The sequence below is a fragment of the Allosphingosinicella sp. genome, assembly GCF_059502505.1.
Map to the genome: position 1 here is coordinate 920,596 of NZ_JCACEU010000014.1, position 26,578 is coordinate 947,173.

Here is a 26,578-nt window from a genome sequence, read left to right on the forward strand (position 1 = left end):
GCTATGCCATTGACCGATCCCCTGGGTGATATGCTCACCCGAATCCGCAACGGCCAGCAGGCCCGCAAGGACAGCGTGCTGACGCCCGCGTCCAAGCTCCGGGTCCGCGTTCTCGACGTGCTTCAGCGCGAGGGCTATATCCGCGGCTACAGCGAAGAGGCGCTGGGTCCCTCCAAGGGCCTGCGCATCGAGCTCAAATATTTCGAGGGACAGCCTGCGATCCAGCACGTGTCCCGCGTGTCGACGCCAGGCCGGCGCGTCTACTCGGGCAGCCAGGAGCTGCCGCGGGTCCGCAACGGCCTCGGCATTACCATCGTCTCGACGCCACGTGGCGTTCTGTCCGACGCGGAAGCGCGCGAGCAGAATGTCGGCGGCGAGGTGCTGGCGGAGGTGTTCTGATGTCACGCATTGGTAAGAAGCCGATCGCGATCCCGGCGGGCGTCACCGCGACCACGGAGGGGCAGACCCTCTCGGTCAAGGGACCGAAGGGCACGCTCAGCCTGCAGATGGTCGACGGCATCAACTACGACATCGCCGAGGGCGGCATTTCGGTGCAGCCGGCGAACGACAGCCAGAAGGCGCGCGCTTTCTGGGGCATGCAGCGCACGCTCGTGCAGAATCTGGTGACCGGCGTCACCGAGGGCTTCACCAAGACCCTCGAGATCACCGGCGTCGGCTACCGCGCGGCGATGCAGGGCAAGAACCTGCGCCTTCAGCTCGGCTACAGTCACGACGTCAACGTCGCGGTTCCCGAGGGGCTGACGGTGGCGACGCCCGATCCGACCACGGTCGTGATCAGCGGCAACGACCGCCAGCAGGTCGGCCAGCTCGCCGCCGAGATCCGTCGCTGGCGCAAGCCGGAGCCCTATAAGGGCAAGGGCATCAAGTATCGCGGCGAGTTCATCTTCCGCAAAGAAGGCAAGAAGAAGTAAGCCATGGCCAAGCTCTCTCTTTTCGACCGGCGCCGTCAGCGCGTCCGCACGTCGCTTCGCAAGCGGGGCGGCCTCCGGCCGCGGCTCAGCGTCCATCGCTCGGGCAAGCATATCTACGCCCAAGTCATCGACGATGCCGCCGGCAAGACGCTGGCTTCGGCCTCGACGATCGACAAGGACGTCAAGGGCCAGCCCGGTGCCACCACCGCGTCGGCGCAGGATGTCGGCCGCCGCGTCGCCGAGCGCGCCAAGGCTGCGGGCGTGACGCAGGTGGTTTTCGACCGTGGCGGTTTCCTGTTCCACGGCCGCGTGAAGGCGCTTGCTGACGCCGCGCGCGAAGGCGGATTGGAGTTTTAAGTGATGGCTGACGAAAACAATCAGGGCGCTTCGGTCCAGGACGGTCCGGTCCAGGAGAGCCAGAGCCAGGATGCGGCTCCGGCGCAGGACGGTGCTCCCGGCGGGCGCCGCGAGCGCGGTGCCCGTGGCGGACGTGGTGGCGGTGGCGGTGGCCGTGACGGTCAGCGGGGCGGCCGTGGCCGTCGCGACGACAATCGCCGTGGTGGCAATCGCGACGAGGATGGCGGCGAAGAGCTGATCGAGAAGCTCGTCCACATCAACCGCGTCTCCAAGACCGTGAAGGGCGGCAAGCGCTTCGGCTTCGCGGCGCTCGTCGTCGTCGGCGACGGCAAGGGCCGCGCCGGCTTCGGCAAAGGCAAGGCCCGCGAAGTGCCGGAAGCGATCACCAAGGCGACTTCGGCCGCCAAGAAGGCGATGGTCCGTGTGCCGCTGAAGGAAGGCCGCACGCTGCACCACGACGGCAACGGCCATTTCGGCGCGGGGCGCGTGACCCTTCGTTCGGCCCCGCAGGGCACCGGCATCATCGCCGGCGGTCCGATGCGCGCCGTGTTCGAGAGCCTGGGGGTGGCCGACGTGGTGACCAAGTCGGTCGGCACGTCCAACCCCTACAACATGATCCGCGCGACCTTCGAGGCGCTCGGCGAGCAGACCTCGCCGAAGTCGGTGGCGCAGCGTCGCGGCAAGAAGATTGCCGACTTGCTCGGCCGGGGCGGCTCGCAGACTGCCGAGGCGGACGCCGCGGCGGTGACGGAGTAAGAGTGATGGCGACGATCAAGATCACCCAGACCGGCTCGCCGATCCGGCGGACCCCCGATCAGCGCAAGACGCTGATCGGCCTGGGCCTCAACAAGATGCATCGCACGGTCGAGCTGACGGACTCTCCCGAGGTCCGCGGCATGATCCGCAAGGTGCAGCATATGGTGTCGGTGGCGGAGTAACTCCCGCCTCCACAGCGCGACGAAAGCGAAAGCGAGTGCAAAGACAATGAAACTGAACGACCTCCGCGACAACAAAGGTGCCCGCAAGAGTCGCGTCCGTGTCGGCCGCGGCATCGGCTCCGGCCTCGGCAAGACCGCAGGCCGCGGTCAGAAGGGCCAGACCAGCCGCTCCGGCGTCTCCATCTTCGGCTTCGAAGGCGGCCAGATGCCGCTCCACATGCGGCTGCCGAAGCGCGGCTTCAACAATCCGTTCGCCAAGGATTATGCCGAGGTGAACCTGGGCGCGATCCAGAAGCTGGTCGATGCGGGAACGCTTGCCACGGACGGCGTGATCGATCATGCCGCGCTGAAGGCCGCCGGCGTCGCGCGCGGCGGCAAGGACGGCGTCCGCCTGCTCGGCAAGGGCGCGATCACTTCGAAGCTGAGCTTCCGCGTCGCCGGTGCTTCGGCGGGTGCCCGTCAGGCCGTCGAGGCCGCGGGTGGTTCGGTCGAGGTGATCGAGGTCACGCCGGCCGCCGAGAAGGCCGCAGCCAAGAAGGGCCAGGCCAAGGCCGCCCGCAAAGCCGCCAAGGCCTGATTGCGTTTCTCGGCTTCCATGGCTGACAAGCCGAAGCCGATCACTATATGAGACGGCGGCGGCGGGATTTTCTCCTTCCGCCGCCGCATCCGTTTTAAGGTCCGACGATCCATGGCATCCGCCGCCGAACAACTGGCAGCCAATATCAGCCTGCAGAATTTCGCCAAGGCGACCGAGCTCAAGAAGCGCCTCTGGTTCACCCTTGGCGCACTGATCATCTTCCGCCTGCTGTCGTTCGTGCCGCTGCCCGGCATCGACCCGCGCGCGCTGAACGCGCTCTTCAACACGACCCGCGGCGGCGTGCTCGACTTCTTCAACATGTTCTCGGGCGGCAGCCTGGAGCGCATGAGCCTGATCGCGCTCGGCGTGATGCCTTACATCACCGCCTCGATCGTGGTGCAACTCGCGACCTCGATGTCGCCGACGCTCGCCGCGCTCAAGAAGGAAGGCGAGAGCGGCCGCAAGAAGATCAACCAATATACGCGCTACGGCACCGTCTTCCTCTGCGCGATCCAGGGCTACTTCATCGCCGTTGGCCTTGAGGGCTGGGGGCAGGGGGGCGGCGGATCGGCAGTCATCGATCCAGGCATGATGTTCCGCGTCACGACGGTGATCAGCCTGGTCGGCGGCACCATGTTCCTGATGTGGCTCGGCGAGCAGATCACCAGCCGCGGTATCGGCAACGGCGTCTCGCTGATCATCATGGCGGGCATCGTCGCCCAGCTGCCGACGGCGATCGCCCAGGCGTTCGAGGGCGGCCGCACCGGGACCCTGTCGCCGGTCGTGATCATCGGCGTGCTCGCCCTGGCCGCCGCATTGATCATCTTCATCTGCTTCATGGAGCGCGCCCAGCGCCGCGTCCTCATCCAGTATCCGAAGCGCCAGACCGCGCGCGGCCAGATGCAGGCGGAGCGCTCGCACCTTCCGCTCAAGATCAACACGTCGAACGTGATCCCGCCGATCTTCGCCTCGTCGCTGCTGCTGATGCCGCTGACGATCGCGCAGTTCGCCGGCAATCGCGTGCAGGGCGAGAGCACCTGGGGCGACATCCTGATCACCGTCACCACCGCGCTCCAGCACGGTGCGCCGCTCTACATGTTCCTGTACGGCGCCGGGATCGTCTTCTTCTGCTTTTTCTACACCGCGGTTGTGTTCAACCCGGAGGAGACGGCCGACAATCTGAAGCGCTATGGCGGCTTCATCCCGGGCATCCGTCCGGGCAAGCGGACCGAGGAATATCTCGACTACGTCCTGACGCGCATCACCGTGATTGGGGCGGCCTACCTCACGCTGACCTGTCTCATTCCCGAATGGCTGATCGCCCGGGCCGGCATTCCCTTCTATCTGGGCGGCACCAGTCTGATCATCGTCGTCAACGTGACGATGGATACGGTGACGCAGATCCAGAGCCACCTGATCGCCCATCAATATGGCGATCTGATCAAGAAGGCGAAGCTCAAGGGCGGGAGAGCCAGGTGAGCACGGCCCCTGCCACAATGGCAGGCAGGCCCTTGAACATCATCCTGCTGGGGCCTCCCGGCGCGGGGAAGGGCACCCAGGCCGAGCGGCTGATGCGGGAGCGCGGCATGGTCCAGCTCTCGACCGGCGACATGCTCCGCGCCGCGGTCAAGGCCGGCACCGAGATCGGCCGCATGGCGGACCAGATCATGAAGGCGGGGAAGCTCTTCCCGGACGACCTGATGAGCCAGATCCTGGGCGCCCGCTTGGACGAGCCGGATACTGCCAGTGGCGTCATCTTCGACGGTTATCCGCGCACCGAGGCCCAGGCGCAGTCGCTCGACAGCCTGCTCGAGGAGCGGGGCCGCACGCTCGACCATGTGATCGAGCTGTCCGTCAATGAGGAGGCGTTGGTCGCCCGCATCACCGGCCGCTTCTCCTGCGCCAAGTGCGGCACCGGCTATCACGACAGCTTCAAGCTGCCGAAGATCGAAGGGGTCTGCGACGTCTGCGGATCGGACGAATTCAAGCGCCGCGCCGACGACAATGCGGAGGCGGTCCGCACACGCCTCGCCGAGTATCGCGCCAAGACGGCGCCGATCCTCCCCATCTACGAGGCGCGCGGCATCGTTGCCCATGTCGACGGGATGGCCCCGATCGACGAGGTGAACGGCGCGATCGAAGCGATCCTCGACAAGCCCTGACCGTCGGCGCCGCACTGCCGGTTGCCGTTGCCAGGGCATTGATGTAATTTGCTCCCTGCTCGGCAGAGGAGAGCGAATTGATGCTGCGTTTCGTTCTGGCGGTGGCAACGGCCGCGACATTCTCGGCCACGGCGGCTGCCGCTGCGGACAGCTCGCAAAAGTCCTCCGGCGACCGCATGGTCTGCCGCACTCTCGATGAATCCGGCTCCCGCACGAGGAGCAATCGCGTGTGCAAGACGAAGTCGGAATGGGAGCGGGCGGAGAATGCCGCCAAGCACGAGGCCTGGAAGATGGAGCGCAGCCGCGTGACGCCGAGCGAGCTCAGGGAGCCGCGCTAGCCTCCGACACCTGCCTGGCCCGCGCATCAACGGGAGCAGTCACATGATGAGCCTCGCTTTGTTGGTTGCATTGCTCGACGTGAACCTGGCGGGCGCCGTGCCCATCTACGCGAAGGAGCAGTCGCGCACGGACGCGCTCGAGTGCCGCGATCTTCAGGAGACGGGCTCCCGGATCCGCTTCAACCGGGTCTGCCTCACCCGTGCCGATTGGCAACGGGCTGAATTCAGGGCCAAGCACGAAATGTGGAAGTTCGAACGGAACGCCGTGCTGCGGCCCGGCCGGTCCCCGCTCGGCCCGATCGGCTAGAGTCGATTTCGTCAAGCCGGCTTGGCCAAGTGATCGCCGAGCCGCTTCGTCGATCGCAGCAAACGCCCCCAAATAGAGGCTGCGCCTTCGACGAAGGCGCAGCTTGGGACGACCAAGACGACATAGGCGCAGCTTTAAGGCACTAGCCTCGCTTCGAAACGTGCTATGCATGGGCCAGCAAGACTCCTCTATCGGAGTCGCTTTTCGGGGCCGCATCACAGCAACAAAGGGGGAGTTGTCATCATGGCATTGTCGGACCACGTCGATCTCAACGGCTTTATCGAGGGCGTAAAGCGCCGCAATCCGGGCCAGCCCGAATTCGTCCAGGCGGTCCAGGAAGTCGCCGAAGACATTTTCGATTTCATCGCCGATAAGGAGCAATATCACCGCTGGCAGATCCTGCGCCGCATCGCCGAGCCGGACCGGGTGATCAGCTTCCGCGTCGTTTGGCAGGACGACAACAACAATATCCGCGTCCAGCGCGGTTGGCGGGTCCAGAACAACAATGCGATCGGCCCCTATAAAGGCGGCATCCGCTTCCACCCCTCGGTCACCGAGAGCGTGCTGAAGTTCCTGGCTTTCGAGCAGACCTTCAAGAACGCGCTGACGGGGCTGCCGATGGGCGGCGGCAAGGGCGGCGCCAACTTCAATCCGAAGGGCAAGAGCGACCATGAAGTGATGCGCTTCTGCCAGAGCTTCATGACCGAGCTCTACCGCCATGTGGGCGCCAACATCGACGTGCCGGCCGGCGACATCGGCGTCGGCGGCCGCGAGATCGGCTACATGTTCGGCCAGTATAAGCGGATCACCAACAGCTTCGAAGGCGTGCTGACCGGGAAGGGCCTCGAATATGGCGGCTCGCTGATCCGCACCGAGGCGACCGGCTACGGTGCGGTCTACTTCATGCAGAACATGCTGGCTCACGTCGGCAATTCGGTGGAAGGCAAGAGCGCCGTCATTTCCGGTTCCGGCAATGTCGCCACCCACGCGGCCGAGAAGATCCTGCAGCTCGGCGGAAAGGTGCTGACGCTTTCCGATTCCGAAGGGTTCATCTACGATCCGGACGGCATCACGCAGGAGAAGGTCGACTGGGTGAAGGTGCACAAGACCAAGCGCCGCGGCCGCATCTCCGATTATGCGCAGGAATTTACGGGCGCGGAATTCCACGCCGGCAAGCGGCCGTGGGGCGTGCCCTGCGACCTGGCAGTGCCGTGCGCTACCCAGAACGAACTCAACGGTCAGGAAGCCGAGACGCTCGTCAAGAATGGCTGCATCGCGGTGTCGGAAGGCGCCAACATGCCGACCGACCTGGACGGCGTGCACGTCTTCAAGAAGGCGCAGATCCTCTACGCGCCGGGCAAGGCCGCCAATGCCGGCGGCGTCGCCGTCTCCGGCCTCGAGATGAGCCAGAATTCGGCGCGCATCTCGTGGAAGGAAGCTGAGCTCCAGCAGCTGCTCAAGGACATCATGATGGGGATCCACGAGCGCTGCGCCGAATATGGCGGCAAGGCCGGCACCAACCACATCGACTATGTCAGGGGCGCCAATATTGCAGGCTTCAAAAAGGTCGCCGATGCCATGTTGGCCTACGGGGTTGTTTGAACGCTCGCCGGCACAAGGCCGGTTTTGAGGAACGGCGCGGCTCTGCCGCGCCGTTTCGCTTTGTGCGACCAACCCCGGCGCAGGCGCTTGTCTTCCTGCTGGTCGCAGCCGAGCTGCTCTTCCTCGTCAATCTGCAGCATCCGCTGCAGCCATATTTCGACGAGACCCATTATGTCCCGGCCGCGCGGGACCTGATCCAGGGGATCGCCTACCGCAACATCGAGCATCCGCTCGTGGGAAAGACGCTGATCGGGCTGTCGATGCTGCTGTTCGGCGACACGCCGCTCGGCTGGCGGCTGATGAGCACATTCTTCGGCTGCGCCAGCCTCGCCGCCATCTTCCTGATCGCGCAGAGCCTGTTCCGCGACGTTCGCGTCAGCCTCACGGCCGGGCTGCTCGCGCTCCTCAACCAGTTGCTCTTCGTCCAGGCGCGGATCGCGATGCTGGACGTCTATATGAGCGCCTTCCTGCTGCTGGCGCTCTGGTGCCTGATCGACAGCTACGGAAGAGAGCGGGGTGTTCGCATCCGGCTGATCGCCTGCGCTGTGTTGCTCGGACTGGCGGTCGGATCAAAGTGGCTGGTCATCCCTTACGCGGTCGCGATGGGCGCCGCCTTCGTGCTGATGAAGAGAAGGGGGTGGCGGGGCGTCTCGCTGCTTGAAGGGGCCTTCTGGCTCGGCGGGCTATCTTCGATCGTCTACCTCGCGACCTTTGCGCCCGCCTTCTTTGTTGCAGAGAACTCGCTCAGCCTCAGACAGCTCATCCCGCACCAATTGATCATCTACGAGCGGCAGACGCAGCCGCTCGCACACCATCCCTATCAGAGCGACTGGTGGCAGTGGCCGCAGATCGGGCGGCCGATCTGGTACCTTTACGAGAAGGTGGACGTGCTGAGGGGCGTGCTGCTGATCGGCAATCCTGCGATCATGTGGGGCGGTCTGATCGCCGTGCTGGCCTGCATCGTCGGCGGCTTACGCGCCCGCGATCCGAGGCTGCTGCTGGTCGCGGCCCTGTGGGTCTTCTCCTACGGAATCTGGGCGCTGATCCCGAAGAAGATCGGCTTCTATTATTATTACTATTTGCCGGCCCTGTTCCTGCCGCTGGCACTGGCCGCGGCCTTCCATCATTTCTGCCGCGGCGGCCGTCTGCGCCTGCTCCCGCCCGCCTTCATTGCCCTTTCGGCGGCGTTGTTCGCTTATTTCTATCCAATCCTGTCAGCCGTGCCGCTGGCGGGCGACGATGCGTTCCTTGCCTGGATGTGGTTCGACAGCTGGCGCTAGACGCCGACGCGGATCAGGTCCTCGAATGGCACGGCCGCGACAGCTTCGCCCTTCTCGTCCTCGATCTCGATCCGGCAACCGGCACCGGCGCGGCCGGCGATGAGCGTAATCTCGCGGGCGCTGCGCACACCCTGATACCAGGCCGCTTCCGCGTCCGGCAGTGTCATACCTTGGCGGTCGGCCAAGCGGCCGGCGTCGTCCTGAAAATGAAAGAAGAATCTAGGCATGGGGGACGAACGCAGGCCGCCACGGCATCGTTGCGGATAAAGAGCGTTAGCGCGCCGTTAACTGCGAAAACTCAAAGCTCGTCCCGATCCAGGAGCGAATAGCTTTCACGATCGGGAGCGTTGCGGAGCGCGCCCAGGAGCCGCTCCCCATCATCATCCGCGAACAGCATCGCGCGCGTATCGGCGCGCAGGAAGCCTTCGGTCACGATGCTGTCGAGGAACGTTATCAGCGGGTCGTAGAAGCCGCAGACGTTGAGCAGCCCGCACGGCTTGTCATGATAGCCGAGGTGGAGCCAAGCCCAGACCTCGAATAATTCCTCCAGCGTTCCAATGCCGCCGGGAAGAGCGACGAAGCCGTCGGACAGATCTGCCATCATCGCCTTGCGCTCATGCATCGAGTGGACGACGTGAAGCTCGCTGAGGCCGGTATGGGCGACCTCCAGATCGAGCAGCTTCTGCGGGATGATCCCGGTCACCTCGCCGCCCGCCGCTAGCGCCGCATCGGCGACCACGCCCATCAATCCGAGGCGGCCGCCGCCATAGACGAGGCCGATGCCTTCGCGCGCTAGCAGGGTGCCGAACGACACAGCCGCCTGCTCATATTCGGGCCGGCTGCCCGGGCGGGAGCCGGTGTAGACGCAGATGCGCATGCTTCGATCCAAATTTCCGTTCGGGCTGAGCCTGTCGAAGCCCCGTCTTTCCCTTCAGCTCCTAGAGAGAAGGGCGGGCCTTCGACAAGCTCAGGCCGAACGGGTGGGGTGGGAAAGCTTCACTCGAACTCGAGGATGACCTGGTCGACCGCGAGGCTGTCGCCGGGCTGGGCGACCACGATGGCGACGGTGCCCGCCTTCTCGGCACGCAGGATGTTTTCCATTTTCATCGCTTCGACGACGGCGAGCGGCTGTCCCGCCTCCACCTTGTCACCTTCGCCAACGTGGAGCGCCGTCAGCAGTCCCGGCATCGGGCAGAGCAGATACTTGGAAAGGTCGGGCGGGATCTTATCGATCATGTGGCGGCTGAGCTCCACCACATGCGCCGGCAGCACGTCCACGACATGCTGGGCGCCGCGGGTGGTGAGGCGCCACTGCCGTCCCGCCCGGGCGACCTGCACAGTGCGGCTGCGCTCGTCGATCGTGCCCTTGAACAGGCTTTGCCCAGGCTGCCAGCGGCCGATCAGCTCGCGTCCCTCGCCTTCGTCGAGGTAGGCGATCAGGCCGCCGTCGAAGCCGTCGAAGCGCAGGCGGTGCTCCTCGCCGGCAATGCGGACGACCTGCTCCGCCGGCGGCAGGATCTCGGTGCCGAGCTGCCCATCGATCGAGCAAGCGCGATGCGCCGTCTCGACCGCGATCAGGCCGGCGATGACCGCAAGATCCTCGATCAGCTGCGGGTCGGCGGGCGCGCCCTGGAAGCCTTCCGGATATTCCTCGGCGATGAAGCCGGTGGTGAGCCGCCCTTCGCGAAAGCGCGGATGCTGCATCAGCGCGGAGAGGAAATCGACGTTGTGGCCGATGCCTTCGACGACAAAGCGGTCCAGCGCTTCGATTTGCCGATCGATCGCGGCCCCGCGCGTGTCCCCCCAGGTGATCAGCTTGGCGATCATCGGGTCATAGAACATCGACACCTCGCCACCTTCGAACACACCGTCATCGACGCGGACGCCTTCCTTGGCGCGCGGCGGCTGGTAACGGACCAGTCGGCCGGTTGAGGGAAGGAAGCCGCGATAGGGGTCCTCGGCATAGACGCGGTTCTCGATCGACCAACCGCTGAGCTTCACATCGTCCTGCGTGAAGCCGAGCTTCTCGCCGGCGGCCACGCGGATCATTTGCTCGACAAGGTCGAGGCCGGTCACCTGCTCGGTGACCGGATGCTCGACCTGGAGCCGGGTGTTCATCTCGAGGAAGTAGAAGCTCTTGCCGCTCGGGTCGGCGCCGCTGACGATCAGTTCGACCGTGCCGGCGCTGTAGTAACCGACGGCCCGGGCGAGGGCGACGGCCTGCTCGCCCATCGCCTTGCGCATCTCTGGCGTGACGAAGGGGGAGGGGGCTTCCTCGACCACCTTCTGGTGGCGGCGCTGCACCGAGCATTCGCGCTCGCCGAGGTAAAGGATGTTGCCGTGCTGATCGCCGAGTACCTGGATCTCGATGTGGCGGGGGCTTTCGATGAACTTCTCAATGAAGACGCGGTCGTCGCCGAAGCTCGACAGCCCCTCGCGCTGGGTCGCCTCGAAGCCCTCGCGCACGTCCTTTTCGGACCAGGCCAGGCGCATGCCCTTGCCGCCGCCGCCGGCAGAAGCCTTCATCATCACCGGATAACCGATCTCGCCCGCGATGCGGACCGCCTCGTCGGTGCTCGCGATGTCTCCGAGATAGCCGGGCACGACGTTGACGCCGGCTTCCTTGGCCAGCTTCTTGGACTCGATCTTGTCGCCCATCGCGGCGATCGCCTTCGGCGGCGGCCCGATGAAGGCGATGTTGTTCTCGGCCAGCAGCCGCGCAAAGCTCTCGCGCTCGGAGAGGAAGCCGTAGCCCGGATGCACGGCCTCCGCGCCCGTCTCCTGACAGGCGAGCAGGATCAGGTCGGCGCGCAGATAGCTCTCGGCGGCCGGCGGCGGGCCGAGCCGCACCGCCTCGTCCGCCATCTTCACATGCGGGGCCCGCGCGTCGGCATCGGAATAAACCGCGACGGTTTTGATGCCCATCCGCTTGGCCGTGCGAATGACGCGGCAGGCAATCTCGCCGCGATTGGCGATGAGTATCTTCTTGAACATCTATCCTCGCCTATTCAGCCGCGACCCGTGCCGGCTCTTCGCTCGTCATCGGGACCAGCCCCAGCTTCTCGAACAACAGGGCGTCCGCATTGGCACCGGCATTGCCTGTAGTCAGCAGCTTGTCGCCGGTGAAGATGCTGTTGGCGCCGGCGAGGAAGCAGAGCGCCTGGCTGCTCTCGCTCATGCTCTCGCGGCCGGCGGAGAGGCGGACGATTGACCGGGGCATGGTGATGCGGGCGACGGCGACGGTGCGGACGAATTCGAGATCGTCGATCTTGCTCTCGCGCTCGGCCAGCAGCTTGTCGCCAAGGCTGGTGCCGCGGATAGGGACGAGGGCGTTGATCGGCACGCTTTCCGGATGGGCGGGGAGGGTGGCTAAAGCGTGGAGGAAACCGACGCGGTCCTCTCGGCTCTCGCCCATGCCGACGATGCCGCCGCAGCAGACCGACATGCCCGACGCACGGACGCGCTCAAGCGTATCGAGGCGCTCCTGGTAGGTGCGGGTGCTGATGATCTCGCCATAATGTTCGGGCGAGGTGTCGAGATTGTGGTTGTAGTAATCGAGGCCGGCGGCGGCGAGGCGCTCAGCCTGATCGTCGCTCAGCATGCCGAGCGTCATGCAGGTCTCCAGCCCCATGTCCTTGACCCCGCTCACCATCGTGCAGAGCGCGTCCATGTCGCGGTCCTTGGGCTCGCGCCAGGCCGCGCCCATGCAGAAGCGGCCGGAGCCCGCTGCCTTCGCCTGCGCCGCAGCGGCGAGGACTGCATCCGGGTCCATCAGTTTCTCGGCCTTGAGGCCGGTCTCGGCAAAGGCGGACTGGCTGCAATAGCCGCAATCCTCCGGGCACCCGCCGGTTTTGATCGACAGCAGGGTCGAGAGCTGCACCTCGTTCGGCGCGTGCCAGCGGCGGTGCACGCTCTGCGCCTCGTAGAGGAGGTCGAGGAAAGGCAGGTCGAACAGGGCGGCGATCTCGCCCCGCGACCAATCCCGGCGGACGTTCATGTGATGGCCTTCCAGAAGATATGGACGAAACCGCCAAGCCCGAGGCCGATGCCGGCCAGCGCGATCGACATGGTAGGACGTACCCAGCGCGAGGGTTCCCGCCCCTTCGCACGCGAGGTGACGATGTCGTGGCTGACGGAGAAGGCGCTGATGCCGCCGATGATGACCGCGCCGATGGACCAGGCGAGATTGAAGGCCTTGACGTCCCGCAGTCCGTCCGTCTGGCTGAGCGAGAGGATGCCGCCCAGGGCGAGCAGCGAGATCGTCGTCAGGAATTTCGAATAATCGTAGAGCAGAGTTTCGCTATAATGTTCGGAGCCGGGGACCGGCTTCAGCCTGGCATCGTCCTCTTCGATCACTCTGCGGCTTCCTCAAGCGGCGGCATGTTGTGCCCGAGGAGCTTCAGCACTTCGCCCGCGGCGTCAACCAAGTTCGTGCCGGGGCCGAAGATGGCCTGGACGCCGGCCTCGCGGAGCATGTCGTAATCCTGGGGCGGGATGACGCCGCCCACCACGACCTTGATGTCGGCGCGGCCGAGCTCCTTGAGCCGATCGATCAGCTCGGGGACGAGGGTCTTGTGCCCGGCGGCGAGGCTGGAGGCTCCAACCACGTCGACGTCGCGCTCCACTGCCAGTCGCGCGCTTTCCTCCGGCGTCTGGAAGAGCGGGCCGGGGACGACCTCGAAGCCGAGATCGGCGAAGGCGGAAGCGACGAGATTCGCGCCGCGGTCGTGGCCGTCCTGGCCCATCTTCGCAACGAGCAGCCGCGGCTTGCGGCCGAGCCGGCGCTGGATGGCGCCGACGCCATTTTCGGCCGCGGCCCAGCGCGGATCGCCCCGATAGGCGCCGCCATAGATGCCGCTGACCGGCTCCGGCACGGTGTCGTAGCGGCCGAACACGTCCTCCAGCGCCCCGCTGATCTCGCCCAATGTGCAGCGCGCACGGGCGGCGTCGATCGAGAGGGCGAGAAGGTTGGCGTCGCTCCGCGCACCGTCACGGAGTGCGTCGAGGGCAGCACGAGCTGCCGCTTCGTCGCGGGAGGCGCGGGTGCGGTCTAGACGATCGATCTGGCCTGCACGAACCTTGGCATTGTCGATTTCGAGCGTGTCGATCGGCGGCTCGTCCTTGAGGCGGTAGCGGTTGACGCCGACGATGGTCGTCTCGCCGCGATCGACGGCAGCGGCGCGGGCGGCGCTGGCCTCCTCGATCCGACGCTTGGGCATGCCTCCGGCGACCGCCTGGGTCATGCCGCCCATCGTCTCGACTTCCTCGATCAGCGCCCAGGCCTTGTCGGCGATCTCCCTCGTTAGCGCCTCGATATAATAGGAGCCGCCGAGCGGGTCGGCGACGTTGGTGATGCCGGTCTCCTCGGCGAGGACGAGCTGGGTGTTGCGGGCGATGCGGGCCGAGAAGTCGGTCGGCAGCGCGATCGCCTCGTCGAAACTGTTGGTGTGGAGCGACTGCGTGCCGCCGAGCACGGCCGCCATCGCCTCGACGGTGGTGCGGATGATGTTGTTGTAGGGGTCCTGCTCGGTGAGGCTGACGCCGCTGGTCTGGCAGTGGGTGCGGAGCATCTTCGACTTGGCGCTCTTCGCGCCGAAGTCGTCCATGATCCGGTGCCAGAGCAGGCGGGCGGCCCGGAGCTTCGCGATCTCCATGAAGAAGTTCATGCCGATGCCGAAGAAGAAGCTGAGCCGCGGGGCAAAGGCGTCGACGTCCAGCCTCTGCGCCTGCGCAGCGCGGACATATTCCATGCCGTCGGCGAGCGTGAAGGCCAGCTCCTGCACCGCCGTCGCCCCGGCTTCCTGCATGTGGTAGCCGGAGATGGAGATTGAGTTGAACTTCGGCATGTTGGCCGAAGTGTAGGCGATGATATCCGCTACGATCCGCATCGAGGGCGTCGGCGGATAGATGTAGGTGTTGCGGACCGCGAACTCCTTCAGAATGTCGTTCTGAATCGTGCCCGTCAGCTGCGCCTGGGCGACGCCCTGCTCCTCGGCGGCGACGATGTAGAAGGCGAGCACCGGCAGCACAGCGCCGTTCATCGTCATCGACACGGACATCTCGCCGAGCGGGATGCCGTCGAACAGGATCTTCATGTCCTCGAGCGTGTCGATCGCGACGCCGGCCTTGCCGACGTCGCCGACGACGCGCGGATGGTCGCTGTCATAGCCGCGGTGGGTCGCGAGATCGAAGGCGACGCTGAGGCCCTTCTGCCCGGCGGCGAGGTTGCGGCGGTAGAAGGCGTTGGAATCCTCGGCTGTGGAGAAGCCGGCATATTGGCGGATCGTCCAGGGCCGGCCGGTATACATGGACGCATAGGGGCCGCGGGTGAACGGCGCGAAACCGGGGAGGCCGGGGTCGAGGTCAGACGTGTCTTCGGCGGTGTAGAGCGGCTTCACCGCAATGCCTTCCGGCGTGTGCCAGGTGACGTCCTTGCCCTTCACTTCCTTGGCAGCGGCGGCCTGCCAATGATCGACGGTCGGGGAGCCGCTGGCCGCCCCGGCGCCAGGCGACTGCGGCGCCGCGCCGCTATCCTCTCCCGTGTTGCGTTCGATGGTAGGTCTCTCAGTGCTCACCGCGAGGGAACTCCATCAATTCGACAAGTACGCCTCCGGTGCCCTTCGGGTGCAGGAAGATGACCGGCGTGCCGTGCGCGCCGATGCGCGGCTCGCCGAGCACCTTGGCGCCCTTGGCCGTCATCTCCGCTGCGGCGGCATGGATGTCGGGCACCTCGAAGCAGATATGATGCTGCCCGCCGGCCGGATTCCTCTCGAGGAACTTGGCGATCGGGGAATCCTCGCCGAGCGGCTCCAGCAGCTCTATCTGGCTGTTCGGCGTGTCGACGAAGCAGACCCGCACCTTCTGCGGCGGCAGGTCGAACGGCTCCCCGATCTTGGTCGCGCCAAGGAGGTCGCGGTAGAGGGCGATGCTCTGCTCGATCGATGGCGTTGCCACGCCGACATGGTTGAGCCGGCCGAGAGTCATGCCCGCGCTCCGAGGCCCAGCATGAGATCAACCGAGATGAAGAGCATCAGAGCCGCACTCACGACGTAGAAGAGGAACAGAACGCGGTAAGCACCCGGACGCTCGTCCAACCGCACATGGCCGCGGCCGATCGGAAGGCGCTGGTCGCGCTGGCCGCGGACGAGGACCCACAGGATCCACGGCACCGCCGCGAAGACGATCAGCCCGACCAGCACCTCCTCAGAGCGGAATGTTGTCATGCTTCTTCCAGGGATTCTCGAGCTGCTTGTCGCGCAGCTTGCGGAGGCCGAGCGCGATACGGCGGCGGGTGGAGTGGGGCATGATCACCTCGTCGATGAAGCCCTTGCTCGCGGCGACGAAGGGGTTGGCGAAGCGCTCCTCGTATTCGGCGGTGCGGGCGGCAATCTTCTCGGGGTCGCCGATGTCCTTGCGGAAGATGATCTCGACCGCGCCTTTGGCGCCCATCACGGCGATCTCGGCGGTCGGCCAGGCGTAGTTGAGGTCGCCGCGGAGGTGCTTGGACGCCATGACGTCATAGGCGCCGCCATAGGCCTTGCGGGTGATGACGGTGATCTTCGGCACCGTCGCCTCCGCATAGGCGAAGAGCAGTTTAGCGCCGTTCTTGATGATGCCTTCATGCTCCTGCGCGACGCCCGGGAGGAAGCCGGGCACGTCGACGAAGGTGATGATCGGGATGTCGAAGGCGTCGCAGAAGCGCACGAAGCGGCCGGCCTTCTTGGACGATTTGATGTCGAGCACGCCGGCCAGCACCATCGGCTGGTTGGCGACGATGCCGATCGTGCGGCCCTCGATCCGGCCGAAGCCGACGATGATGTTGGCGGCGTGATTGGGCTGGATCTCGAAGAAATCGCCTTCGTCCACCGTCTTCCGGATGAGCTCGTGTATGTCGTAGGGCTTGTTGGCGCTGTCCGGGATGAGCGTGTCGAGGCTCTCCTCGACCCGGTCCCAGGGGTCATCGGTCGGCCGGGTCGGCAGATCGTGGCGGTTGGAAAGCGGCAGGAAGTCGAAGAAGTCGCGGGTGGCGAGCAGCGCCTCGATGTCGTTCTCGAACGCGACGTCGGCGACGCCCGACTTGGTCGTGTGGGTGACGGCGCCGCCCAATTCCTCCTGGGTCACGACCTCGTTGGTGACGGTCTTCACCACGTCCGGGCCGGTGACGAACATGTAGCTCGAATCCTTCACCATGAAGATGAAGTCGGTCATCGCCGGCGAATAGACCGCGCCGCCGGCGCAGGGGCCCATGATCAGGCTGATCTGCGGCACCACGCCGGAGGCGAGCACGTTGCGCTGGAACACCTCGGCATAGCCGCCCAAGGAGGCGACGCCTTCCTGGATGCGGGCGCCGCCGCTGTCGTTGAGGCCGATGACCGGCGCGCCGACCTTCATCGCCATGTCCATGACCTTGCAGATCTTCTGCGCGTGGCGCTCGCTCAGCGAGCCGCCGAAGACGGTGAAGTCCTGCGCGAAGACGTAGACGAGACGGCCGTTGATCGTGCCGGAGCCGGTGACGACGCCGTCGCCCGGCACCTTCTGCGTCTCCATGCCGAAGTCGGCGCAATTATGCTCGACGAACATGTCATATTCTTCGAAGCTGCCCTCATCGAGCAGGACCTGGAGCCGCTCGCGGGCGGTGAGGCGCCCCTTCTTGTGCTGCGCATCGATACGCGCCTGCCCGCCGCCGAGCCTCGCTTGCTCCCGGCGTTTTTCGAGTTCTTCCATCGTCGTGGCCATGGCGGCTCCTTAGGACTGCGGAGGGAGCGTGGCAATTCGCGCCCGCGCGCGGATCAGCGCCCTTCGAAGCGAGGCTGGTGCTTCTGGAGGAAGGCGATAACGGCTCCCCGGAAATCCTGCGTCCGTCCCGCGTCGCGCTGCGCCACGCGCTCGGCGGCGAGTGCGTCCGTCAGGGACAATTGCTCGGCATTGCGGGCGAGGCTGCGGATCAGGCCGAGTGCCAGGGTCGGGCCTTGTGCGAGGCGGGTGGCAAGCAACACCGCTTCCGAGGCGAGATGTTCATCCTCCACCACGCGGGAGATCAGGCCCCAGTCCAGCGCCTGCTCGGCGGGTATGCGCTCGCCGAGCATCATCATCTCCATGGCCCGGGCGCGGCCGGCGAGGCGGGGGAGGAGCCAGGTGGCACCCGCATCGGGAATGAGGCCTATGTTGACGAACGCCTGGAGGAAATAGGCGGAACGCGAGGCGATGACGATGTCTGCGGCCAGCGCCAGGCTGCAGCCCGCACCCGCCGCCGCGCCATTCACCGCAGCGACGACGGGGATCGGGAGGGCGAATATGGCCTCGATCAGCGGGTTGAAATGCTTTTCGAGCGCCGCTCCCGCATCTTCGGGAAGGCCGCCGCCGCTGGCGAGATCGGCGCCGCTCGAGAAGCCTCGTCCTTCACCGGTGATCAGCAGGGCGCGGGCACCCTGCCGCGGCGCCTCCTCCACTGCCGCGCGGAGCTCGTCGACGGTCTGCCCCGACAGCGCATTGAGCTTGTCCGGCCGGGCGATAGTGATGGTGGCGACCGCGGCCGGACTGACTTCCAGCCGGATATGCTCGAAATTCATTGTCCTCCCTGCGCCCCCCGCGCGCCGACGCGCCAGATCGTGTTGCCGACATCGTCGGCGACGAGCAAGGCGCCGTCGCGGGCGATGGCGACGCCGACCGGACGGCCGAGTGCCTTGTCCTCGCTCAGGAAGCCGGTGAGGACGTCGATCGGTTGGCCCGCCGGGCGGCCGCCCCGGAAGGGGACGAAGATCACCTTGTAGCCGCTTCTCGGCTTGCGGTTCCAGGATCCGTGCTGGCCGACGAAGGCGCCGTTGGCGAAGGTCGGGCCGAGCCGCGCCCCGTCGGAGAAGGTGAGGCCGAGCGAGGCGGTATGCGGGCCGAGCGCGTAGTCCGGCTTGATTGCCTTGGCGACCATGTCGGGGCGCGGCGGCTTCACGCGCGCGTCGACATTCTGGCCGTAATAGCTCCACGGCCAGCCGTAGAAGCCGCCGGGGCGGACGCTGGTCATGTAATCGGGCACGAGATCGCTGCCGAGCTCGTCGCGCTCGTTCACGGCAACCCAGAGCTGACGGCTCTCCGGGTTCCAGTCCACGCCGACGGGATTGCGAAGGCCTGAGGCGAAGACGCGGGTGGCGCCGCGCGCCGGATCGATCTCGAGGATAGCGGCGCGGTTCACTTCCTCGTCGAGGCCCTTCTCGGCGACATTGCTGTTCGAGCCGACCCCGACATAGAGACGCGAGCCGTCCGCATTGGCGACCAGGCTCTTGGTCCAGTGGTGGTTCCGGCCGGCAGGGAGTGCGGCGATCCGGCGCGGCGGCGCGTCGATCCTTGTGGCACCCTCGACATAGGGGAAGGCGACGAGGGCATCGGCATTGGCGACGTAGAGGGTGCTTCCGACCAGGGCCATGCCAAACGGCGAATTGAGGTTCGTGAGGAACGGCGTCTTCACTTCGGCGATCCCGTCGCCGTCGGCATCGCGCAGAAGGCTGATCCGGTTCGCGCTCGGCACACCGGCCCCGGCCTTCTCCATCACCTTCTTGGTGATCCAGCTCTTGATGCCCCCGGCCTGCTTCTCGGCCGGCGCCGGTTTGTTGGTCTCAGCCACAAGCACGTCGCCGTTCGGGAGGACCAGCAGCCAGCGCGGATGATCGAGCCCGCGGGCGAAGGGCTGCACCGCCAGCCCCTGGGCGGCGGTCGGCATCCGCCCCTCCGGCCAGCCGGTCGCGTCGGCGATGTTGACCGTCGGCAGCATCGTCTTGACCGGCGGAGGCAGCCGGGGATCGGATCCGTAGCCGTCGGTGACGTTCAGCTTTGCGCTTTCACCGCAGCCGGTAAGTAGGAACGCCGCGACGGCGGCCGGATGGATGAACCGCATCAGCTCCCCCTCATTCGGTCAGCGCGCTCTCCTCCGGCGCGTGCAGGCGCAGCCGGTTTACGCGGCGCGTGTCGCTGTCGGTAACCTCGAGGCGCCAGCCGCTCGGATGCTCGACGATCTCGCCCAGCTGGGGCACGTGTCCGGCAAGGACCACGGCAAGACCCCCCAGGGTGTCGACATCCTCTTCCACTGTGGCGAGACGGGCGTCGACGGTTTCCGCGACATCCTCCAGCTCGGCCCGCGCGTCGGCATCCCACATGCCGTCCTCCAGCGGGACCAGCATGGACGTGACTTCCTCGTCATGCTCGTCCTCGATGTCGCCGACAATCTCCTCGACAACGTCCTCGATCGTCACGAGTCCCTCGGTCCCGCCAAATTCATCCACGACGATGGCGAGGTGGACGCGCTCGGCGCGCATCCGGGCGAGGAGGTCGAGCACGCCCATCGATTCCGGCACGTAGAGCGGCTTGCGTAGCAATGTGCCGAGGTCCGCGGGCGGGCTGGCGCCGGTGACGCGCAGCGCGAACACGTCCTTGACGTGGACCATGCCGATCACCTGATCCAGGCTGCCTTCGTAGACGGGCAGGCGGCTGTGGCCGGCCTCGGCGAAGGCGGCGACCAGATCCTCGAAGCTGGTGGTGCTGGGCACGGCGATGATCTCGCCGCGAGGAACCGCAATATCGCCGGCCTCGCGCTCGCCGAAGTGGAGCAGGTTCTTCAGCATCTGCCGTTCGACATGGCTGAGGTCGCCGACCGCGGGCACCTCGCCTTCGTGGCTCTCGATCGCCTCTTCGATCTGGTCGCGCAGCGTCGCTTCGCTGTCGTCGCCGAAGAGCAGGGTCCTGAGACCGCTCCAGAAAGTGCGCCCGTTTCGCTGGGCGCCGCTACTTATGTCGTCTGCCATGTGGCTAGGATTGCACCTCTGTCACTGCATAAGGATCGGCGATCCCGATCGCCGCGAGCGCGTCGCGCTCGACCTGTTCCATCTGCTCGGCGTCGGCCTCGCCCGTTTCATGATCGTAGCCGAGCAGGTGGAGCGTGCCATGAACGATCAGGTGCGCGGCATGGGTCTCGACCGCGACGCCCTTGTCGGCCGCTTCGGCCGCGCAGACGCCATGGGCCAGCACCACATCGCCGAGCAGCAGCTCGCCGCCGTCCGCCTCGACCAGCGGCTCGAGCAGCTCGGGCTCGACCATGGGGAAGGAGAGGACGTTGGTCGGCTTGTCCTTGCCGCGATAGGCGGCGTTGAGCGCCTTCACCTCGGCGTCGTCAGTGAACCGGACCGAGAGTTCGACGGAAAGGGCGCTGTCGAGCAGCCCAGAGAAACGGCTCTGCGCGACCGCGGATCGGGCGGCCTTGTCTGCCAGATCGCCCCAGGAGAGGCGACTGTCCCAATCTCCGTCGGCATCGGCTTCGACGAGGATCATGATTGCGGACCCTCATAGGCATCGACGATCCGCCCGACGAGCGGATGGCGGACGACGTCGACGGAGGTGAAGCGCACGGTCGCGATCCTTGGAATGCCCTCCAGCTTCGCGACCGCGTCGGCAAGGCCGGACATGCCGGGATTGGGCAGGTCGACCTGCTTTGGGTCGCCGCAGATCACCATGCGGCTGCGCATGCCGAAGCGGGTCAGGAACATCTTCATCTGCTGCGGCGTGGTGTTCTGCGCCTCGTCGAGGATGATGAAGGCGTCGGAGAGGGTGCGGCCGCGCATGAAGGCGATCGGGGCGATCTCGATCTCGCCGGACGCGATGCGGCGCTCGACCTGCTCGGTCGGCAGCATGTCGTAGAGCGCGTCGTAGAGGGGGCGGAGATAGGGGTCGACCTTCTCCTTCATGTCACCGGGGAGGAAGCCGAGCCGCTCGCCCGCCTCGACGGCGGGGCGGGAGAGGATGAGCCGGTCGACGGAGCCGCCGATCAGTTGCTGCACCGCCTGCGCCACGGCGAGATAGGTCTTGCCGGTGCCGGCAGGCCCAAGCGCGAAGATCATGTCGTCGCGCGCCAGGGCCTCCATGTAGACGGCCTGGGTCTTGGAGCGCGGAACGATCGTCTTCTTGCGCGTCCGGATCATCACCTTGGGCGGCTCGGACACGTCCGGCGAGATGATGCCTTCCAGCGTCGGCTGCCCCGACATGGCGATCACGGCGTCGACCATGCCGGCGTCGATGTCCTGACCCTCGTCGAGGCGGTTGTAGAGGCCCTGCAGCACGTCCCGGGCGCGGGCGGCGGCTTCGGGCTCGCCCTCGATCTGCACGCGCGAGCCTCGCGCGGCGATATAGACGCCGAGCCGGTCCTCGATCGCCACCAGATTGCGGTCGAACTCGCCGAACAGGGGCCCGAGCAGGTGCGGCTCGGCGAATTCGAGCTCGAGCCTGGCGCGAGGTGCGGCGGCGACGTCGGCTTTCTTCTGCGCCATCAGGCGGCCTGCTCCATCAGCTGGGCGCCGGCGAGGCTGTTTGGGCCGGCGGAAAGGATTTCGACGTCGATCAGGTCGCCGATCGCGGCACCCGTTTCGAGGTGGACGGACTGCAGCCAGGGCGACTTGCCGATCAGCTGGCCCGGGCGCTTGCCCTTGCGCTCGAGCAGCACCGACGTGCGCCTGCCGACGCTCGCCTGGTTGAAGCGCAGCTGCCGCTCGGTGATCAGCGCCTGCAACCGTTGCAATCTCTCGTCCATGACCTCCGGCGCGATCTGGTCGCCCATCTCGGCGGCCGGAGTGCCCGGCCGCGGCGAATATTTGAACGAGTAAGCCTGAGCGTAGTTCACTGCCCGCACGATTTCGAGCGTGTCTTCGAAGTCGGCGTCGGTTTCTCCGGGGAAGCCGACGATGAAATCGCCAGAGAGGGCGATGTCCGGCCGTGCCGCCCGCACCCGCTCGATGACGGCGAGGTAGCTCGCCGTGGAATGGCTGCGGTTCATCGCCTTGAGGATGCGGTCGTTGCCCGACTGCACTGGCAAATGAAGGAAGGGCATCAGCTTCTCGACCTCGCCATGGGCGCGGATCAGCCCCTCGGTCATGTCGTTGGGGTGGCTGGTCGTATAGCGGATGCGGGCGAGCCCCGGCAGCGCGTCGAGCGCGCGGATCAGGCCGTCGAGGCCCTGCGCCCGGCCCTTCTCGTCCTCGCCTTGCCAGGCGTTCACATTCTGGCCGAGGAGTGTGATCTCCTTCGCGCCCATATCCACCAGCGCCTTGGCCTCGTCGACGATTGCGGCCCACGGGCGGGAGATTTCGGCGCCCCTCGTGTAGGGGACGACGCAATAGGTGCAGAATTTGTCGCAGCCTTCCTGCACGGTCAGGAAGGCTGTCGGGCCCTGTCGGCGACGGGCGGGGAGGGCGCCGAACTTGCTCTCCACGGGCATGTCGGTGTCGAGAGCGACCGCGCCGCGTCCCGCCTTGGCAACCATCTCCGGCAGCCGGTGATAGGCTTGCGGGCCGACGACGATATCGACGCTCGGCGCGCGCCGCGGGATCTCGGCGCCTTCCGCCTGCGCGACGCAGCCGGCGACGGCGATCATCGGGCGTGAGCCGTCCTCGCGCCGGAGACGGCCGATGTCCGAATAGACCTTCTCGGCAGCCTTTTCGCGGATGTGGCAGGTGTTGAGCACGACGAGGTCGGCCGCGCCGGCCTCAGCGGCGGCGGACAGGCCTTCCGCTTCCAGCAATTCGGTCATACGCGCGCCGTCATAGACGTTCATCTGGCAGCCGAAGGATTTGACGTGGAACGTCCTGGGGGAATTCATCGCGCGCCTATAGGCGATCCGGGCTGAGTCCGGAACCCGTCAGCGCCTCCTGAATCTCGGCGCGGCTGCGCTGTGCCAGCACCTTCCGATCGGCCGCGTCCGCCGGATCGACCGGCGCCAGGAAACGGATCGTCACCGGAAGCCTGCCCTTCCGCGCGAAGATGCGCATCGCATTCGCTCTCGCCGACTCCTCGCCGACCCAGGCGATCTCGGGCGCGGCGCTGCCGTAATCGAGCGCCACCGGCTGGACCTGGATGCCGGGCAGCGGCGGGAAAAGTGAAGAGAGCAGGCTGGCACGAAAGGCCAGGAGCTCGATCCCGCCGGCTGTTGTGCCCTCGGGGAACAGCGCGACCGGCTGGCCGCTCGCCAAAGCGGAGCGGAGCGCGTCGGCCTGGCCGCGCACCGCCTTGCGATCGCTGCGGGCGATGAAGACGGTATTATTGAGCCGCGCCAGCCAGCCGATCACCGGCCAGCGGGCAACTTCGTCCTTCGAGACGAAAGCGGCCCCCGTCGCACCCGCGATCACCATGATGTCGAGCCAGCTCAGGTGGTTGGACACGAACAGCACGTGACTGCGGAGCGGCGCGCCGACGATGCGGGTGCGCACGCCCGCCGCGAAGCCGACCCAGAAGAGAAACCGCCGCGGCCAGGGCGAGGCTTTGCCGAAGAGCTTCCAGAGGTAATGAAGCGGCAGGCAGACCAGCAGCCCCGCGGCGATGGCGGCAATCCGTAGGACGATCCGTATCAGCGACGCGATCTCACTGCTTGCGGCTGAGAGCCACGCCGTAGAGTTCCATGCGATGGTCGACCAGGCGGAAGCCGAGCTTCTCGGCGATGCGGCGCTGCAGCGCCTCCAGCTCCTCGTCGACGAACTCGATCACGGTGCCGGTCTCGACGTCGATCAGATGGTCGTGATGAGTCTCGTGCGCCGCCTCGTAGCGGGCGCGGCCGTCGCCGAAATCGTGGCGCTCCAGAATGCCCGCTTCCTCGAACAGACGAACGGTGCGGTAGACGGTGGCGATGGAGATGCCCGGATCGATCGCCGAGGCCCGCTCGTGGAGCTTCTCGACATCGGGATGATCCTCGGCCTCGGACAGCACGCGCGCGATCACCCGCCGCTGCTCAGTGATGCGGAGGCCCTTCTCCGCGCACAAAGCCTCGATGTCGATCCTGCGTGTCATTCCGCCACCGGCTTTAGCTCAATGAGAGGCCGCGTCAAACGGCCGGGGCGAGGCCGCCCCGGCGCACTCCGGCCTTACTTGCGGGCGGTGCGGCGGCGCTTGGTGCCGAGCCCGATCTTCTTGGCGAGCGTGCGGCGCTGCTCGGCATAATTCGGCGCAACCATCGGATAATCGGCGCTGAGGCCCCACTTGGTCCGATATTCGTCCGGGGTCATCTGATAGTGTGTCATCAGATGCCGCTTCAGCATCTTCAGCTTCTTGCCGTCCTCAAGACAGACGATGTAGTCGGGCTTGACCGAAGAGCGCACCGAAACGGCCGGCTCGGGCTTCACCTCCGGTTCGGGGGCGCGCGCGCCAAGTCCACTCAGCGCGTTGTGAACATTCTGAATCAGCTGCGGAAGATCGTTGACGGCGACGCTATTGTTGCTGACATGCGCAGACACGATGTCGGCAGTGAGCGTGATCAAAGTCTCGTTCAGGTTGATGTTCTCGTCCATGGAAAGCCTATTACTCTCTTGTCTGAATAGTGGCGGGGGGAGTCCGTGCTGCGCAAATGAGCGCTCCCACCCCCTTTGACAAGCATAAAAGACTTGAATGCACGAGATGTGCTAGATCGTCGCCGCTCTCGTCAAGGTCAGCGCATCGTAAATCTGACCATCCCGGCCTGTATAATAGTTCTTTCTGCGTCCAACCTCTGCGAAGCCGCTTCTGGCATAGAGCTTCATTGCCGGATTGCCGTCCCGGACTTCGAGGTGCAGCCGATCGGCGCCGCGGCTTGTCGCGACGAGCGTGAAGCGGTCGAGCAGCATCTGGCCGATGCCCTTGTGCCGACCGTCATGCCGGACGGCGAGCAGCAGCAATTCGGCTTCCCTGATGACGATGCGGGCGAGGGCGAACCCGACCACCTCGTCCCCCTCCCGCGCCAGGCTGAGCCAGACGCCCGGCATCGGCATCAGCCCCGAGCATTGGGCCGAGGTCCATGCTTCGCCATAAGCGGGATCGAAACTGTCCTCCATCACCCGCATGACGGCTTCAAGGTCGGCAATGCCGCCTTCGGCGATGGAGATGCCCTCGGCCATCAGACCATCGGCTTTGCGTCGGGAGCGCGGCCGTAGATCGGCCGCGGATCGAGTGCGCGCTGCGACACGGGGAGCAGGCGTGCGTCGGCGGCACGGGGGAGGACGTCGATCGCCCGTCCGTAGCCGCGCGCGCTCACCAGCGCCTCCGCTCCCGATCCGAGGACAATGTGTGGGGTGACCGTCGCTGCCGCTCGGTCGGGCAGCAGCGAGCGCAGGGCGTCGCGTGGGGAGATCGGGTCTCGGTCATAGGTCTGGACAAAAAGCTGCCCGTGTCCGCCCTGGAGCGCAACAGCATATTCGCTCTCGCCTTCGGTCGCGCTTGCGGCGATCAGCGTCAGCGAAGAGTAGCCGGCCAGCGGGACCCGCCAGCCGATCGCGAGCCCATGTCCGGCGGCGAGGCCGACGCGGAGGCCGGTGAAGCTGCCGGGACCGCAATCGACCAGGATGGAGCGCGGGCGGCGGCCAGCGAGCAATTCCTCGATCATCGGCACCAGCCGTTCGGCATGACCGCGGCCGACCAGTTCGTGCCGCTCGTCGATCAGCGTCTCGCCGTCGATCAGCGCGACCGAGCAGGCCGCGGTCGCGCTGTCGATCACCAGCTCCATGCTGGCTTAGACGGCCTCGACCGTCTCGACCTCGGGAACGTAATGTTTGAGCAAGCCCTCGATGCCGTTCTTCAGCGTCATGGTCGAGGAGGGGCAGCCCGAGCAGGCCCCGTGCAGCGCCAGATAGACCGTGCCCTTCTGGAAGCCGCGATAGACGATGTCGCCGCCATCCTGCGCGACCGCGGGGCGTACGCGAGTCTCGATCAGCTCACGGATCTGCGCGACGATCTCGGCATCGGCGGGATCATCTTCCATCTCGGCGGATGGGACGGCAATGCCTGCGGCGTTGCCGGGGTTGAACAACGGCGCGCCGCTCGAGAAATGGTCGAGCAGGATGCCGAGCACCTGCGGCTTGAGCTCCCGCCACTCGACGCCGGGCGCGGCGGTGACCGAGATGAAGTCGCGGCCGAAGAACACGCCGTCCACGTCGCCGATCGAGAAGATTGCATGGGCGAGCGGCGAGGCTTCCGCTTCCTCGGGCGTTGCGAAATCGCGCGTCCCGCCGGTCATCACCGTCTGGCCGGGGAGGAACTTCAAGGTGGCCGGATTCGGCGTCGGTTCGGTCTGGATCAGCATGACGCCCATGTGGGC

At 66.3% G+C, this 26,578-nt stretch carries 33 protein-coding genes; 12 read left to right on the forward strand and 21 right to left on the reverse strand.

Annotated elements, in window-relative coordinates; all coding sequences use genetic code 11:
* Positions 1–3: 3 nt before the first annotated feature.
* The 12 genes from rpsH (at position 4) to AC5JBD_RS06925 (ending at position 8,493) form a co-directional block, all read left to right on the forward strand.
* Positions 4–399 (forward strand): 30S ribosomal protein S8, encoded by a 396-nt coding sequence (gene rpsH, locus AC5JBD_RS06870; protein ID WP_495721008.1) that lies wholly within the window; start codon positions 4–6, stop codon positions 397–399.
* Positions 399–932, forward strand: coding sequence for a 50S ribosomal protein L6 (gene rplF / locus AC5JBD_RS06875; protein WP_495721009.1), 534 nt, complete (start codon positions 399–401; stop codon positions 930–932). The genes rpsH and rplF overlap by 1 nt, the downstream gene beginning before the upstream one ends.
* A 3-nt stretch (positions 933–935) precedes the next feature.
* Positions 936–1,289, forward strand: a complete 354-nt coding sequence (gene rplR / locus AC5JBD_RS06880) for a 50S ribosomal protein L18 (protein WP_495721010.1) — start codon at positions 936–938, stop codon at positions 1,287–1,289.
* Positions 1,290–1,292: 3 nt separating this feature from the next.
* Positions 1,293–2,045 carry a 30S ribosomal protein S5 gene (gene rpsE / locus AC5JBD_RS06885; protein ID WP_495721011.1) on the forward strand — a complete coding sequence of 251 codons (753 nt, stop codon included), beginning with the start codon at positions 1,293–1,295 and terminating at the stop codon, positions 2,043–2,045.
* Positions 2,046–2,050: 5 nt separating this feature from the next.
* The gene (gene rpmD / locus AC5JBD_RS06890) at positions 2,051–2,227 is read left to right on the forward strand and encodes a 50S ribosomal protein L30 (RefSeq protein ID WP_495721012.1); all 177 of its coding nucleotides are present in this window, start codon (positions 2,051–2,053) and stop codon (positions 2,225–2,227) included.
* 46 nt (positions 2,228–2,273) lie between these two features.
* A complete protein-coding gene (rplO, locus tag AC5JBD_RS06895; RefSeq protein WP_495721013.1) occupies positions 2,274–2,804 on the forward strand; it encodes a 50S ribosomal protein L15 in 531 nt (176 codons plus the stop codon).
* 111 nt (positions 2,805–2,915) lie between these two features.
* Complete coding sequence (gene secY / locus AC5JBD_RS06900; protein WP_495721014.1) at positions 2,916–4,283, forward strand: preprotein translocase subunit SecY; 1,368 nt, start codon at positions 2,916–2,918, stop codon at positions 4,281–4,283.
* A 32-nt stretch (positions 4,284–4,315) separates the two neighbouring features.
* Positions 4,316–4,966 (forward strand): adenylate kinase, encoded by a 651-nt coding sequence (locus AC5JBD_RS06905; protein ID WP_495721202.1) that lies wholly within the window; start codon positions 4,316–4,318, stop codon positions 4,964–4,966.
* 80 nt (positions 4,967–5,046) lie between these two features.
* Positions 5,047–5,304 (forward strand): hypothetical protein, encoded by a 258-nt coding sequence (locus AC5JBD_RS06910; protein WP_495721015.1) that lies wholly within the window; start codon positions 5,047–5,049, stop codon positions 5,302–5,304.
* A gap of 43 nt (positions 5,305–5,347) precedes the next feature.
* Positions 5,348–5,611, forward strand: a complete 264-nt coding sequence (locus AC5JBD_RS06915; protein ID WP_495721016.1) for a hypothetical protein — start codon at positions 5,348–5,350, stop codon at positions 5,609–5,611.
* A gap of 243 nt (positions 5,612–5,854) precedes the next feature.
* Positions 5,855–7,213 (forward strand): NADP-specific glutamate dehydrogenase, encoded by a 1,359-nt coding sequence (gene gdhA, locus AC5JBD_RS06920; protein ID WP_495721017.1) that lies wholly within the window; start codon positions 5,855–5,857, stop codon positions 7,211–7,213.
* A 62-nt stretch (positions 7,214–7,275) separates the two neighbouring features.
* The gene (locus AC5JBD_RS06925) at positions 7,276–8,493 is read left to right on the forward strand and encodes a glycosyltransferase family 39 protein (RefSeq protein ID WP_495721018.1); all 1,218 of its coding nucleotides are present in this window, start codon (positions 7,276–7,278) and stop codon (positions 8,491–8,493) included.
* On the opposite strand, the gene AC5JBD_RS06930 is transcribed toward AC5JBD_RS06925, so the two are convergent.
* The 21 genes from AC5JBD_RS06930 to AC5JBD_RS07030 all read right to left on the reverse strand — a co-directional run bounded on the left by AC5JBD_RS06930 (position 8,490) and on the right by AC5JBD_RS07030 (position 26,563).
* On the reverse strand, positions 8,490–8,720 hold the full coding sequence (locus AC5JBD_RS06930; protein ID WP_495721019.1) for a DUF6894 family protein: 231 nt from the start codon (positions 8,718–8,720) through the stop codon (positions 8,490–8,492). The genes AC5JBD_RS06925 and AC5JBD_RS06930 overlap by 4 nt on opposite strands.
* Positions 8,721–8,791: 71 nt before the next feature.
* A complete protein-coding gene (locus AC5JBD_RS06935) occupies positions 8,792–9,370 on the reverse strand; it encodes an LOG family protein (RefSeq protein WP_495721020.1) in 579 nt (192 codons plus the stop codon).
* Between the two features lie 119 nt (positions 9,371–9,489).
* The gene (locus tag AC5JBD_RS06940) at positions 9,490–11,487 is read right to left on the reverse strand and encodes an acetyl-CoA carboxylase biotin carboxylase subunit (RefSeq protein WP_495721021.1); all 1,998 of its coding nucleotides are present in this window, start codon (positions 11,485–11,487) and stop codon (positions 9,490–9,492) included.
* Between the two features lie 10 nt (positions 11,488–11,497).
* Complete coding sequence (bioB, locus tag AC5JBD_RS06945; protein WP_495721022.1) at positions 11,498–12,490, reverse strand: biotin synthase BioB; 993 nt, start codon at positions 12,488–12,490, stop codon at positions 11,498–11,500.
* Positions 12,487–12,849, reverse strand: coding sequence for a hypothetical protein (locus AC5JBD_RS06950; protein ID WP_495721023.1), 363 nt, complete (start codon positions 12,847–12,849; stop codon positions 12,487–12,489). The genes bioB and AC5JBD_RS06950 overlap by 4 nt, the downstream gene beginning before the upstream one ends.
* Positions 12,846–15,068 (reverse strand): methylmalonyl-CoA mutase, encoded by a 2,223-nt coding sequence (gene scpA, locus AC5JBD_RS06955; RefSeq protein WP_495721024.1) that lies wholly within the window; start codon positions 15,066–15,068, stop codon positions 12,846–12,848. The genes AC5JBD_RS06950 and scpA overlap by 4 nt, the downstream gene beginning before the upstream one ends.
* Positions 15,058–15,477 (reverse strand): methylmalonyl-CoA epimerase, encoded by a 420-nt coding sequence (gene mce, locus AC5JBD_RS06960; RefSeq protein ID WP_495721025.1) that lies wholly within the window; start codon positions 15,475–15,477, stop codon positions 15,058–15,060. The genes scpA and mce overlap by 11 nt, the downstream gene beginning before the upstream one ends.
* Positions 15,474–15,716 (reverse strand): hypothetical protein, encoded by a 243-nt coding sequence (locus tag AC5JBD_RS06965; RefSeq protein ID WP_495721026.1) that lies wholly within the window; start codon positions 15,714–15,716, stop codon positions 15,474–15,476. Before AC5JBD_RS06965 ends, mce begins: the two co-directional genes overlap by 4 nt.
* Positions 15,697–17,229 (reverse strand): acyl-CoA carboxylase subunit beta, encoded by a 1,533-nt coding sequence (locus AC5JBD_RS06970; protein ID WP_495721027.1) that lies wholly within the window; start codon positions 17,227–17,229, stop codon positions 15,697–15,699. The genes AC5JBD_RS06965 and AC5JBD_RS06970 overlap by 20 nt, the downstream gene beginning before the upstream one ends.
* A gap of 53 nt (positions 17,230–17,282) precedes the next feature.
* Positions 17,283–18,062 (reverse strand): enoyl-CoA hydratase-related protein, encoded by a 780-nt coding sequence (locus tag AC5JBD_RS06975; protein WP_495721028.1) that lies wholly within the window; start codon positions 18,060–18,062, stop codon positions 17,283–17,285.
* Positions 18,059–19,378, reverse strand: coding sequence for a PQQ-dependent sugar dehydrogenase (locus AC5JBD_RS06980; RefSeq protein ID WP_495721029.1), 1,320 nt, complete (start codon positions 19,376–19,378; stop codon positions 18,059–18,061). The genes AC5JBD_RS06975 and AC5JBD_RS06980 overlap by 4 nt, the downstream gene beginning before the upstream one ends.
* 10 nt (positions 19,379–19,388) lie before the next feature.
* Positions 19,389–20,282 carry a hemolysin family protein gene (locus AC5JBD_RS06985; RefSeq protein WP_495721030.1) on the reverse strand — a complete coding sequence of 298 codons (894 nt, stop codon included), beginning with the start codon at positions 20,280–20,282 and terminating at the stop codon, positions 19,389–19,391.
* Between the two features lie 4 nt (positions 20,283–20,286).
* Positions 20,287–20,805: an rRNA maturation RNase YbeY gene (gene ybeY, locus AC5JBD_RS06990; RefSeq protein ID WP_495721031.1), complete on the reverse strand. Its 519-nt coding sequence runs from the start codon at positions 20,803–20,805 to the stop codon at positions 20,287–20,289.
* The gene (locus AC5JBD_RS06995) at positions 20,802–21,797 is read right to left on the reverse strand and encodes a PhoH family protein (protein ID WP_495721032.1); all 996 of its coding nucleotides are present in this window, start codon (positions 21,795–21,797) and stop codon (positions 20,802–20,804) included. Before AC5JBD_RS06995 ends, ybeY begins: the two co-directional genes overlap by 4 nt.
* Positions 21,797–23,122 carry a tRNA (N6-isopentenyl adenosine(37)-C2)-methylthiotransferase MiaB gene (miaB, locus tag AC5JBD_RS07000; RefSeq protein WP_495721033.1) on the reverse strand — a complete coding sequence of 442 codons (1,326 nt, stop codon included), beginning with the start codon at positions 23,120–23,122 and terminating at the stop codon, positions 21,797–21,799. Before miaB ends, AC5JBD_RS06995 begins: the two co-directional genes overlap by 1 nt.
* 7 nt (positions 23,123–23,129) lie before the next feature.
* Complete coding sequence (locus tag AC5JBD_RS07005) at positions 23,130–23,729, reverse strand: lysophospholipid acyltransferase family protein (protein ID WP_495721034.1); 600 nt, start codon at positions 23,727–23,729, stop codon at positions 23,130–23,132.
* Positions 23,730–23,880: 151 nt separating this feature from the next.
* Positions 23,881–24,303, reverse strand: coding sequence for a Fur family transcriptional regulator (locus tag AC5JBD_RS07010; RefSeq protein WP_495721035.1), 423 nt, complete (start codon positions 24,301–24,303; stop codon positions 23,881–23,883).
* A 74-nt stretch (positions 24,304–24,377) separates the two neighbouring features.
* A complete protein-coding gene (locus tag AC5JBD_RS07015) occupies positions 24,378–24,800 on the reverse strand; it encodes a Ros/MucR family transcriptional regulator (protein WP_495721036.1) in 423 nt (140 codons plus the stop codon).
* A gap of 111 nt (positions 24,801–24,911) precedes the next feature.
* Positions 24,912–25,382, reverse strand: coding sequence for a ribosomal protein S18-alanine N-acetyltransferase (gene rimI / locus AC5JBD_RS07020; protein WP_495721037.1), 471 nt, complete (start codon positions 25,380–25,382; stop codon positions 24,912–24,914).
* A complete protein-coding gene (gene tsaB / locus AC5JBD_RS07025; RefSeq protein WP_495721038.1) occupies positions 25,382–25,987 on the reverse strand; it encodes a tRNA (adenosine(37)-N6)-threonylcarbamoyltransferase complex dimerization subunit type 1 TsaB in 606 nt (201 codons plus the stop codon). The genes rimI and tsaB overlap by 1 nt, the downstream gene beginning before the upstream one ends.
* A gap of 6 nt (positions 25,988–25,993) precedes the next feature.
* Positions 25,994–26,563, reverse strand: coding sequence for a NifU family protein (locus tag AC5JBD_RS07030; RefSeq protein ID WP_495721039.1), 570 nt, complete (start codon positions 26,561–26,563; stop codon positions 25,994–25,996).
* Between the last annotated feature and the right edge of the window lie 15 nt (positions 26,564–26,578).

Bases quoted from the DNA above. Each gene is read 5' to 3' on its own strand.
- rpmD (WP_495721012.1), top strand. From the start codon at position 2,051: ATGGCGACGATCAAGATCACCCAGACCGGCTCGCCGATCCGGCGGACC.
- rimI (WP_495721037.1), bottom strand. From the start codon at position 25,382: ATGGCCGAGGGCATCTCCATCGCCGAAGGCGGCATTGCCGACCTTGAA.
- AC5JBD_RS06970 (WP_495721027.1), bottom strand. From the start codon at position 17,229: ATGGCCACGACGATGGAAGAACTCGAAAAACGCCGGGAGCAAGCGAGG.
- mce (WP_495721025.1), bottom strand. From the start codon at position 15,477: ATGACTCTCGGCCGGCTCAACCATGTCGGCGTGGCAACGCCATCGATC.
- AC5JBD_RS06935 (WP_495721020.1), bottom strand. From the start codon at position 9,370: ATGCGCATCTGCGTCTACACCGGCTCCCGCCCGGGCAGCCGGCCCGAA.
- AC5JBD_RS06985 (WP_495721030.1), bottom strand. From the start codon at position 20,282: ATGGCAGACGACATAAGTAGCGGCGCCCAGCGAAACGGGCGCACTTTC.
- AC5JBD_RS06910 (WP_495721015.1), top strand. From the start codon at position 5,047: ATGCTGCGTTTCGTTCTGGCGGTGGCAACGGCCGCGACATTCTCGGCC.
- bioB (WP_495721022.1), bottom strand. From the start codon at position 12,490: ATGAACGTCCGCCGGGATTGGTCGCGGGGCGAGATCGCCGCCCTGTTC.
- AC5JBD_RS06975 (WP_495721028.1), bottom strand. From the start codon at position 18,062: ATGAATTTCGAGCATATCCGGCTGGAAGTCAGTCCGGCCGCGGTCGCC.
- AC5JBD_RS07010 (WP_495721035.1), bottom strand. From the start codon at position 24,303: ATGACACGCAGGATCGACATCGAGGCTTTGTGCGCGGAGAAGGGCCTC.
- rplF (WP_495721009.1), top strand. From the start codon at position 399: ATGTCACGCATTGGTAAGAAGCCGATCGCGATCCCGGCGGGCGTCACC.
- AC5JBD_RS06995 (WP_495721032.1), bottom strand. From the start codon at position 21,797: ATGGCGCAGAAGAAAGCCGACGTCGCCGCCGCACCTCGCGCCAGGCTC.
- gdhA (WP_495721017.1), top strand. From the start codon at position 5,855: ATGGCATTGTCGGACCACGTCGATCTCAACGGCTTTATCGAGGGCGTA.
- rplO (WP_495721013.1), top strand. From the start codon at position 2,274: ATGAAACTGAACGACCTCCGCGACAACAAAGGTGCCCGCAAGAGTCGC.
- AC5JBD_RS06965 (WP_495721026.1), bottom strand. From the start codon at position 15,716: ATGACAACATTCCGCTCTGAGGAGGTGCTGGTCGGGCTGATCGTCTTC.
- AC5JBD_RS06940 (WP_495721021.1), bottom strand. From the start codon at position 11,487: ATGTTCAAGAAGATACTCATCGCCAATCGCGGCGAGATTGCCTGCCGC.
- AC5JBD_RS07030 (WP_495721039.1), bottom strand. From the start codon at position 26,563: ATGCTGATCCAGACCGAACCGACGCCGAATCCGGCCACCTTGAAGTTC.
- rpsH (WP_495721008.1), top strand. From the start codon at position 4: ATGCCATTGACCGATCCCCTGGGTGATATGCTCACCCGAATCCGCAAC.
- AC5JBD_RS06980 (WP_495721029.1), bottom strand. From the start codon at position 19,378: ATGCGGTTCATCCATCCGGCCGCCGTCGCGGCGTTCCTACTTACCGGC.
- AC5JBD_RS06930 (WP_495721019.1), bottom strand. From the start codon at position 8,720: ATGCCTAGATTCTTCTTTCATTTTCAGGACGACGCCGGCCGCTTGGCC.
- rpsE (WP_495721011.1), top strand. From the start codon at position 1,293: ATGGCTGACGAAAACAATCAGGGCGCTTCGGTCCAGGACGGTCCGGTC.
- secY (WP_495721014.1), top strand. From the start codon at position 2,916: ATGGCATCCGCCGCCGAACAACTGGCAGCCAATATCAGCCTGCAGAAT.
- ybeY (WP_495721031.1), bottom strand. From the start codon at position 20,805: ATGATCCTCGTCGAAGCCGATGCCGACGGAGATTGGGACAGTCGCCTC.
- rplR (WP_495721010.1), top strand. From the start codon at position 936: ATGGCCAAGCTCTCTCTTTTCGACCGGCGCCGTCAGCGCGTCCGCACG.
- AC5JBD_RS07015 (WP_495721036.1), bottom strand. From the start codon at position 24,800: ATGGACGAGAACATCAACCTGAACGAGACTTTGATCACGCTCACTGCC.
- miaB (WP_495721033.1), bottom strand. From the start codon at position 23,122: ATGAATTCCCCCAGGACGTTCCACGTCAAATCCTTCGGCTGCCAGATG.
- AC5JBD_RS06915 (WP_495721016.1), top strand. From the start codon at position 5,348: ATGATGAGCCTCGCTTTGTTGGTTGCATTGCTCGACGTGAACCTGGCG.
- tsaB (WP_495721038.1), bottom strand. From the start codon at position 25,987: ATGGAGCTGGTGATCGACAGCGCGACCGCGGCCTGCTCGGTCGCGCTG.